This is a genomic window from Streptomyces sp. AK02-01A, from assembly GCF_033795305.1.
In the GTDB taxonomy this organism is placed as follows: domain Bacteria; phylum Actinomycetota; class Actinomycetes; order Streptomycetales; family Streptomycetaceae; genus Streptomyces.
Window position 1 is genome coordinate 1 of record NZ_JARBAE010000090.1, and the last position, 9,236, is coordinate 9,236.

General features: G+C 68.8%; 5 protein-coding genes. 4 read left to right on the forward strand and 1 reads right to left on the reverse strand.

Features of this window, described 5'->3' with window-relative positions; translation table 11 throughout:
* Positions 1–1,401: acyltransferase domain-containing protein (locus PV679_RS35525; protein WP_319685418.1), on the forward strand; the 1,401-nt coding region annotated here is incomplete at its 5' end.
* On the forward strand, positions 1,398–2,915 hold the full coding sequence (locus PV679_RS35530; RefSeq protein ID WP_319685419.1) for an FAD-dependent monooxygenase: 1,518 nt from the start codon (positions 1,398–1,400) through the stop codon (positions 2,913–2,915). The genes PV679_RS35525 and PV679_RS35530, both read left to right, overlap by 4 nt.
* A gap of 73 nt (positions 2,916–2,988) precedes the next feature.
* On the opposite strand, the gene PV679_RS35535 is transcribed toward PV679_RS35530, so the two are convergent.
* A complete protein-coding gene (locus tag PV679_RS35535; protein WP_319685420.1) occupies positions 2,989–5,820 on the reverse strand; it encodes a helix-turn-helix transcriptional regulator in 2,832 nt (943 codons plus the stop codon).
* 539 nt (positions 5,821–6,359) lie between these two features.
* On the opposite strand from PV679_RS35535, the gene PV679_RS35540 reads away from it, so the two are divergent.
* Together PV679_RS35540 and PV679_RS35545 are read left to right on the forward strand one after the other, a co-directional pair.
* Positions 6,360–7,136 carry an AfsR/SARP family transcriptional regulator gene (locus PV679_RS35540; RefSeq protein ID WP_319685421.1) on the forward strand — a complete coding sequence of 259 codons (777 nt, stop codon included), beginning with the start codon at positions 6,360–6,362 and terminating at the stop codon, positions 7,134–7,136.
* A 207-nt stretch (positions 7,137–7,343) separates the two neighbouring features.
* The coding region (locus PV679_RS35545; RefSeq protein ID WP_319685422.1) for a type I polyketide synthase at positions 7,344–9,236 on the forward strand (1,893 nt) is incomplete at its 3' end.

Genomic DNA, 9,236 nt, shown 5'->3' on the forward strand with positions numbered 1-9,236 from the left:
TTGTTTGCGGTGGAGGTGGCGTTGTTCCGGTTGTGGGAGTCGTGGGGTGTGGTTCCTGATTTTCTTGTGGGTCATTCGGTGGGTGAGTTGGCTGCGGCTTATGTGGCGGGGGTGTTGTCGTTGGGGGATGCGGCGCGTTTGGTGGCGGCGCGTGGTCGTTTGATGCAGGCGTTGCCGGTTGGTGGTGCGATGGTGGCGGTGCGGGCGGGTGAGTCGGTGGTGGCGCCGTTCCTGGAGGGGCGGGCGGGTGTTGTTGTGGCGGCGGTGAATAGTCCGTCGTCGACGGTGATTTCGGGTGTAGAGGGTGCGGTGCTGGAGGTGGCGGGCCGGTTGGCGGAGGCGGGTTGTAAGACGCGTCGTCTGACGGTCAGTCATGCGTTCCATTCGCCTTTGATGGACGGCATGCTCGATGAATTCCGCTCCATAGCGGGCGAGTTGGAGTTTTCCGCGCCGACGATTCCGATTGTTTCGACGCTGACGGGTGAGCTGGCGTCGGCCGAGGAGTTGTCCTCGGTGGACTACTGGGCCGCGCATGCCCGTGACGCTGTCCTTTTCCACCAGGCCGTCCGGACTCTCGATGGTGAGGGTGTGGGGACGTTTATTGAGCTGGGTCCGGATGCCACTTTGACGGCGCTGGCCCAGGCGGGTGTCGAAGGCGACGACAAGGTCTTCATCCCGTCCCTCCGTAACGATCGTCCGGAACCCCACGGTGCCGCTGCCGCACTGGCCACAGCATTCGTCCACGGGCTTGCTGTCCAGTGGGACGCCCTGCTGGAGGGCGGCGGCGCACGCCGCGTCGCGCTGCCCACGTACGCCTTCCAGCGACAGCGGCTCTGGCTCGACGCGCCCGTCGAGCCGTCGTCGGATCCGGCGCCTCCGCATGAGGCACGCTTCTGGGAGGCGGTCGCCAACGAGGATGTCGACGAGCTGCTCAGGACGCTGGACACCGGTACGGAGCAGCGGGAGTCGCTGGCCGCGCTGCTGCCCGTGCTGGCGTCCTGGCACCGCAGGGCCGGAGCGGCGGCGGCGGCCGCCGCTGCGGTGGCAGCCGAGCCGGCGGCGGATGCCCCGGCCGAGGCGGCGTACGGCGCCGAAGAGCTGCGGCGCCGGCTGAGGGCGGCCCCGGAGGACGAGGCGGAGCTGATCCTGCTCGACCTCGTACGTGTCCATGCGGGGGCCGTCCTCGGACACGGCGCGACGGAGACGATCGAGGCCGACGACCTCTTCCTCGACATCGGATTCACCTCCTTCACTGCTCTGGAGGTGCGCAATCTGCTGTGTGAGGCAACGGGCCTGGATCTGCCGCCCGTCGTGCTCTTCGACCACCCCACGCCCCGCGCGCTGGTGGCCTTCATCCATTCCGAGCTGAACACCCTTACAGATCAGAGGAGTTCGTCATGAGTGGCACCGTAGTTGTCGCGGGGGCCGGCCCGGCCGGCCTGATGCTGGCCGGGGAGCTGGGGCTGGCGGGGATCGAGACGATCGTCGTCGAGCGGGCCGCCGAGCGTGACGGCCAGTCGCGGGCCCTGGGGCTGCACGCGCGGGCGCTGGAGGCGCTGGATCTGCGCGGTCCTGGCGACACGATCCGTGCGGGTGACCCGATGCCGTGGCCGCGCACCCACTTCGCCTTCCATTGGCTGGATGTGGCGAAGCTGGACGAGCGCGAGTACATCGTCGTGGTGCCGCAGGCGCGGACCGAGCAGGTGCTCGCGGAGCACGCCGCCGGACTCGGCGTCGACATCCGCCGTGGCCAGGAGGTCGTCGGTGTCGAGCAGGACGACTCCGGTGTGACGGTGACCGTACGGTCCGCCGCGGGCGAGGAGACCGTCCGGGCCGACTTTCTGGTGGGCTGCGACGGCGGGAACAGTGCGGTGGCCCGGCTCGCGGGGTTCGACTTCCGCGGAGACGGCAAGACGTATTACGGCCTGTGGGGCGATGTGGAGGTGCCCGACGGCGAGCAGTTCGACGCGGGCCTGCACCCCACCGGTCTGTTCGGCGCCATACCGATCGGTCCCGGCCTGGTGCGGATCATGACGACCGAGTTCGACCGGCCGAGTGTGCCCGAAGAGGAGCCCGCGACGCTGGAGGAACTGCGGGCGTCCATCCGCAAGATCACCGGCAAGGAGGTCAAGCTCGGTGAGGTGCGAGGCCGGCTGCACCGCTTCGACAACGCCACGAAGCAGGCCGAGCGGTACCGGCTGGGCCGGGTGCTGCTGGCGGGAGACGCTGCCCACGCGCACTTCCCCTCGGGTGCGCAGGGACTCAACACCGGTATTCAGGACGCGCTCAACCTTGGTTGGAAACTGGCCGCCCATCTCCGCGGAGGGGCGCCGGCCGGGCTGCTCGACACCTACCACGACGAGCGGCACCCGGTGGGCCGCCGGGCCTGCCTGAACGCCGAGGCCCAGGTCGCCCTGATGTATCCGCTGGACCGGGTCGCGCCGCTGCGGGAACTCTTCGGCGGACTGGTCGGGTTCACCAGCGTCACCCGGCATCTCAACGACATGGTGACCGGCATCAACACCGTCTATCCCATGGAGTACGCGGGGCAGAGGACGACCGGGGGCGAGGACCCGGCCAACCCGGTGTCCTCTCTGCTGGGCCGTCGGGTGCCTGATCTGAATCTGACGACGGCCGACGGAGAGCGGATCAGCGTGGCCCGTACGTTGCACGCCGGCCGGGGCGTGGTGCTCGATCTGTCCCAGGGAGCGGCGCGGCCCGGCGAATGGCGAGGCTGGGCGGACCGGGTCGATGTGGTCAGCGCTGACCCGGCCGGCCGGGTCGCGGAGTCCGTGCTGTTGATCCGCCCGGACGGATACGTCGCCTGGGCGGGCCCGGCCGATGCGGCCGGCGCCGCCGACGGCGGACTGCACGCGGCGCTGACCACGTGGTTCGGAGAGCCCTCGGTGGTGTAGCCACGGCGGACGCGGTGTGCCGGGCCCGAGCCGGCCCGGCGCGCCCGTCTGCCGGCGGCCCGCCGCGGGTCGCTCAGCTCGCCTGCGCCATCAGCCGTGCCAGCGCTGCCCGTGAACTGATGTTGAGCTTGCGGTAGATACGTGTCAGATGCGCGTCGACCGTACGCGGACTGACGCTCAGCTCCTGAGCTATCTCCCGGGTCTTCTTCCCCGTACCGACTATGCCGGCGACCTCCCGCTCGCGCACGGTGAGCATCGACAGCACGCCCTCGGACTCCTCCTTCTCGTCCTCCTCGTCGAATGCCGCCAGCTCCCTGCGCAGTTGACGGGCGTTCTCGAACAGTCGTGACGCCCCGGCGCGCAGGGCCAGCTCCTCGGCGTAACCGAGGACCGTCATGGCTTCCGGTGTCCGTCCGTCGGCCGCGATGCGGGAGGCGGCGTACGTCATCGCCCAGGCCTGGGCCCAGTTGGCTCCTATCGAGGAGAACAGGCAGGACGCCTCCTGATAGAGGTCGGCCGCCACGGCCGGGCTCTCGTGCAGCACATGGGCTCGGGCCATCAGCGCGAACGCCCGAGGCATGGGCAGGGTGACATCACGGGCCGAGGACGCGGCGAGCCAGGCCCATTCCGCCGGTGACGGCGAGGAGTTGTCGCCGGCGGTGGCGGTGAGCATCTCGTAGAGCGCGGGGCGCATCACGGGCGGGATGTCCCGCAGGTCCGGGCCGCCGCCGACCGTGAGCAGCAGCGCCGTGGCGCGCCGGTGGTCGCCCTCCACCCGTGCCGCGATGGCCAGCGAGATGGTGGTCAGCACGCTCAACGGGCGGTTGCCCGCATCGACGGTGTTCACCGCCTGCTCGGCGGTGAGCAGGGCCCGGCGTTCGCCGCGGATCTCGGTGAGCAGCAGCATCCACGACTCCAGGGCCAGTGCCAGGATGGGGAGGTCGGCCCCGCCTTCCTCCAGCGCCGCCTGCTTGGCCTTGGCCGCCATGGCGCGCGCCTCGGAGACGCGGTTGCTCTGCACATAGCAGAAGGCGATGCCGTTCAGGAAGATGGGCTTGAGGAAGGTGCGGCCGCAGCGCGGGAGGATCGAGGCGCCGCGTTTGAAGTGGCCGGCGGCCTCGGTGCGGAAGCCGAGGAACCCCTCCGCCCAGCCGAGCATGGCCACATACTCCGGGTGGTCGCACAGCACTTCGTCGGTGAGGGCGTCGACCACGGAGGCGCACTCCTCGGCGCTGATCCGGGCGTCCTCGGGGTCGGCGGTGAGGGCCTGGGTGAGTGCGCGGAGCGCCAGCGCGCCCGCCTCGTTGATCCGGTCGCCGTGCTTGCGCGCGGCACGCAGGATGAGCTGGACCTGCTCCAGCTCGGGCATCTGCTCGTTGAAGATCTTGGTGACCTCGCGCTGCACCAGCAGCGGCACCGCGGCGGCGGGCACGTCGGGGCCCGGGAAGGACTCCAACTCCTGGTTGAGCAGGGCCTGCGCCGCGGCGCGGTGCCCCAGATAGCCCTGCAGCAGCGAACAGAAGGCGATCACGCGGGACCGGGCCGGGCCGGGGTCGGCGGGTGCGAGCCGACGCAGGCCGAGCACCAGATCGCTCTTGTCGCCCAGCTTGCCGCCCGTACCGAGGACCAGGGTGAGCAGGCCGAGCAGATCCCGCTGCTCGTTCTCGTCCCGCAGCTGGGAGACCGGCACCCGCAACGCCACATGCAGCCAGCGCGCGGCCTGGTGAGGCGAGCTCTGCAACTCCTCGCGGGCGGCCAGGATCAGTGTGCGCAGGTCCTGCTCGGTCAGCGCGGACAACGACTGCTCGATATGGACCGCCTGTTCGGTGGCGGGGGCGCCCTGGCGCGCGAGCATGGCCAGCGCGCGGCGGTGCAGCGCCGCGCGGGCACACGGGTCGAAGGTGGTGTGGATCTGCCGCCGCAGCTCCGGGTAGCGGAAGGTGAATGCCGCGGTACGGGAGATGGGGCGCAGCAGATCGCGCCGGATGAGCTCGGAGACGGCGGGGCAGACCTCGTCCCGGCGGATCCCGGCGACCTCGGCGATGGCGTCGAGAGTGAAGCGGGAGCCGATCACCGCGGCGGCCCGGGCGACGGCGAGGAAGTTCGGGGCGAGGGCATCGATCTCGCCGGCCAGCACCGCGGCGAATCGCTCCGGCAACGGCTGGTCCACGGCGGGCGGCTGCTGCGATTCGTGCCATTTATCGGCGAAGGCGAGTTCCAGCCGGGCGGGATTGCCTCCGGAGGCCGCATGCAGGCTGCGCAAGGTGCTGCTGGACACCGGCTGGCCCAGCAACTCCGCCGATTGCGCGACGGTGAGCGGAGCCAGTTCGATGCGCTCGGCGTTTCCGAAGTCGATCGCGTGGGCCAGTGCACTGCGCAACCGCGTCGATGCCTGTCGGGTGCGCTGGGAGACGACCAGGAGAAGAGGGGCGTCGACGGGGATCCTCAGTAGATATTCGACGGTCTCCTGAGATGTGGTGTCGGCCCAGTGGAAGTCGTCGAGGATGAGGACGAGCCCCTGTTGGGCGCGGTCGCGCAGCATCGTGCGCACCGCGTCGTACACCCGGAAACGGGTGGCCTCGCGTCGCGTTTCGCCGCGCACGCTGCTCAAGCCCGGGATAGTGCCCAGGAGTTGGACGAATACCTGACAGGGAAGGTTGCGCTCGAACTCGGTGCATCTGCTGGAGGCGACGGTGAAAGAGCTGCGGGCGGCCTCATCGGCGAGACATGACAGCAGATGCGTCTTGCCCATACCGGGCTCGCCGACCACCTCGATGATGCGCCCCCGGCCGCGGCCCAGCTCATCCAGAGCGCTCCATAGGCGCTGGGCTTCCCCGGACCGGACGGCGGGTCGGCTGTTCCCGCCGGAATCACTGTCACGGATCACCGTACGTTCCCCCTTCATGCACAGTGTCTGAAAAAGGACTTGCCCCTTCGTTCGATGGTCTGCGAATCGAAGGAGTGGTATAGCGAAGAACTTGTGGTCGAGGAGCTGAGGAATTGACTGGTACAGCGTTCCGCAAGAGGGGGCGGCAGTTTTGGCCGAATCGCGCCCCTGGCTCAATCACCCGCCCCGAATTGATGTTCTGGCCCATAGTACCGGGCGTGCGGTTTGGGGTTGTGAGGCGCATCTCACGTTACGTGGTGTTCCGGTACGGGAATAGTGGGGCGGCGTCAAGCCCGCTCTGGTTGATCATTTCGCGCCCGGCGCCCTTGAGCCGGGTGGCCGAAAAGAGCCCCTGGGATTCAGCGAATACTTACGTACATTCACCGATGTGACGAACCGGCCGCGTTGACATCCTGACGTGTGCGAGCACACAGGACGCAGCCCAACGAAGTGCTGCCCCACAGCCCGCGTCGGGAGTCGGGAGACGCGACGTCGGGCTCGCACCGTCTGCGCCGGCCTCGGGCGGCGCAGGCCCGATGGGCCAACGAGGGGAATCGATGAAGTACGAGCTTTTGGGCAGTCTGCGCGTCGCCGACTGCACCCGGACGTCATTCATCAGTGCGCGGAAGATAGAATTACTGCTGGCCAGCTTGCTGATTCGCGCCGATCAGATCGTCTCGATCGATCAGCTGAGCAATGAGATATGGGGCGATGCGCCACCGCGCCGGGCCATGGCCGCACTGCATGTCCACATATCTCAGCTCCGTAAATTCCTGCGCGAGGTAACCGGTGGGGCGAATCCCGTCGTCACTCGCTCGCCGGGCTATGTGATGCTGCTCGAACCGGGCGATGAAATGGACGTCGTGGCATTCCAGCGGTTTGTCACGCTGGGCCGGGGCGCGATGCGCCGCAACCAGCATGAGATGGCGTCCGAGTCGTTCGGCACCGCACTGGGAATGTTCCGCGGGCCGGTACTCGGCAATCTCCGCGGCGGCCCGATTGTCGACGATTTCGTCGCCTGGGCAGACGAGGACCGCCTTGAGTGCATCGAGATGAAGAACGATGTCGACCTGACGCTCGGCCGGCACCGCGAACTCATCGCCTCGCTGTACAGCCTGGTGGCCGAGTACCCCCTGCGCGAGGCCTTCCACCGTCAGTTGATGCTGGCGCTGTACCGGGCCGAGCGGCAGGGCGACGCTCTCATGGTCTTCCATCATGCGCGCGACATCCTCGACCGCGAACTGGGTGTGGAACCCGCCCGTGCTCTGCGCGACCTCTACCAGGCCATTCTCGTGGCCGATGACGAACTGGAGCTGCGCACCGCCGCGGCCTGACCGGGCGGGCGAGGGGCGGGAGACCAGGCCGGCTCCCGCCCCGACGCATGCCCGTACGCACGCGGCCCGACGCCACGCGACCGTCGCTTTAGAACGTGGCAAGGGGTCCGTTAGCCGCTCCGGAGATGCTGGTCGACGTCCCGGGCCCGCGGAGTTCTCCGCGGGCGCTACGGCGGATTCCTTCCCGGAAAGAGGACGTCACGCGCGATGGTGAGCGAATTCGATACCCCTGCCCCCGGTACCCCCGCTTCCGACGGATTCGCGGTCGCCGTGATCGGCATCGCGTGCCGTCTGCCAGGGGCGCCCGACCCCGCGACGTTCTGGCGGAATCTCCGTCAGGGGACGGAATCCCTCACCGAGCCCCCGGCCGACCGCTGGAACGTCGACGAGTTCTACGACGCCGACCGGAACGCACCGGGAAGGACCAACGCCCGTCGTGGCGGATATCTCGACAGCGTCGACCGTTTCGACCCGGCCTTCTTCGGAATCTCACCGCGCGAAGCCGCCGCCATGGATCCGCAGCAGCGTCTCATCCTTGAGCTGAGCTGGGAGGCCCTGGAAGACAGCCGGATCGTCCCCGCCACGCTGCGTGACAGCGGGACCGGCGTATTCATCGGCGCCATCTGGGACGACTACGCCACTCTGCTCTACCGGCACGGCCCCCAGTCCATCGGCCGGCACACCGTCACCGGCCTGCATCGCAGCATCATCGCCAACCGGGTCTCCTACACCCTGGGACTCCACGGTCCGAGCCTGGCCGTCGACGCCGCACAGTCGTCCTCGCTGGTGTCGGTCCACCTGGCGTGCGAGAGCCTGCGCCGCGGCGAGTCCGCACTGGCCCTCGCGGGCGGTGTGAACCTCAATATTGTCCCCGAAAGCACCGTCGGCGCGGCCAAGTTCGGTGGACTCTCTCCGGACGGCCGCTGCCACACCTTCGACGCGCGGGCCAACGGCTACGCCCGCGGCGAAGGCGCCGGCCTCGTGGTCCTCAAGCCCCTGCGACAAGCCATCGCCGACGGCGACCGCATCCACTGCGTCATCCGCGGCAGCGCCATGAACAACGACGGCGCGACGGACGGTCTCACCGTGCCCGGCCGCGCGACGCAGGAAGCCGTGATCCGACAGGCCCTCCAGCGGTCGGGTGTGACCGCCGAAGAGGTCCAGTACGTTGAACTGCACGGCACCGGGACCCCGTTGGGAGACCCGATCGAGGCCGCCGCCCTCGGCGCCGCCATTGGCTCGGCACACCAGGACGGCCACCCCCTCGCCGTCGGCTCCGCCAAGACCAATATCGGCCATCTGGAAGGCGCCGCCGGCATCGCCGGCCTCCTCAAGGCCATTCTCAGCATCAAGCATCGAGAACTCCCGCCCAGCCTCAATTTCGAGACCCCCAACCCTGACATTCCGCTCGACGCACTGAACCTTCGGGTGCAGACCGGCCTCAGCGGGTGGCCACGGCCTGACCGCCCGCTGATCGCCGGCGTGAGCTCCTTCGGTATGGGCGGCACCAACGCCCATGTCGTCCTGGAGGAGGCTCCCGAGCTGGTCGGCGATGCCGAGCCGGCCACCGACACAGAGCCGGTTGCCGGTGGTGTGGTGCCTTGGGTGGTGTCCGCGCGGAGTGCCGCGGCATTGCGTGGGCAGGCGGCGCGGTTGGTGGAGAGGTTGTCCGCCGATGTGGAGCTTCGTCCTGCGGATGTGGGGTTGTCGTTGGCGGTTTCTCGTGCCCGTTTCAGTCATCGTGCGGTGATTGTGGGAGAGGATCGCGCGGATCTGCTGGCCGGTGTGGAGGCTCTGTCCCGTGGCGAGGACGCGGCGAACGTTGTCTCGGGTGTTCAGCGCTCTGTGGGTGGGACTGCGTTCTTGTTCGCTGGTCAGGGGAGTCAGCGGGTGGGGATGGGGCGTGGGTTGTATGCGTCTTTCCCGGTGTTCGCTGAGGCGTTCGATGCGGTGGGTGCGGCGTTCGACGGTTTGCTGGAGCTTCCGTTGAGTGAGGCCATCGGTGGTGGGGTGGTGCATGAGACGGGGTTTACGCAGCCGGGGTTGTTTGCGGTGGAGGTGGCGTTGTTCCGGTTGTGGGAGTCGTGGGGTGTGGTTCCT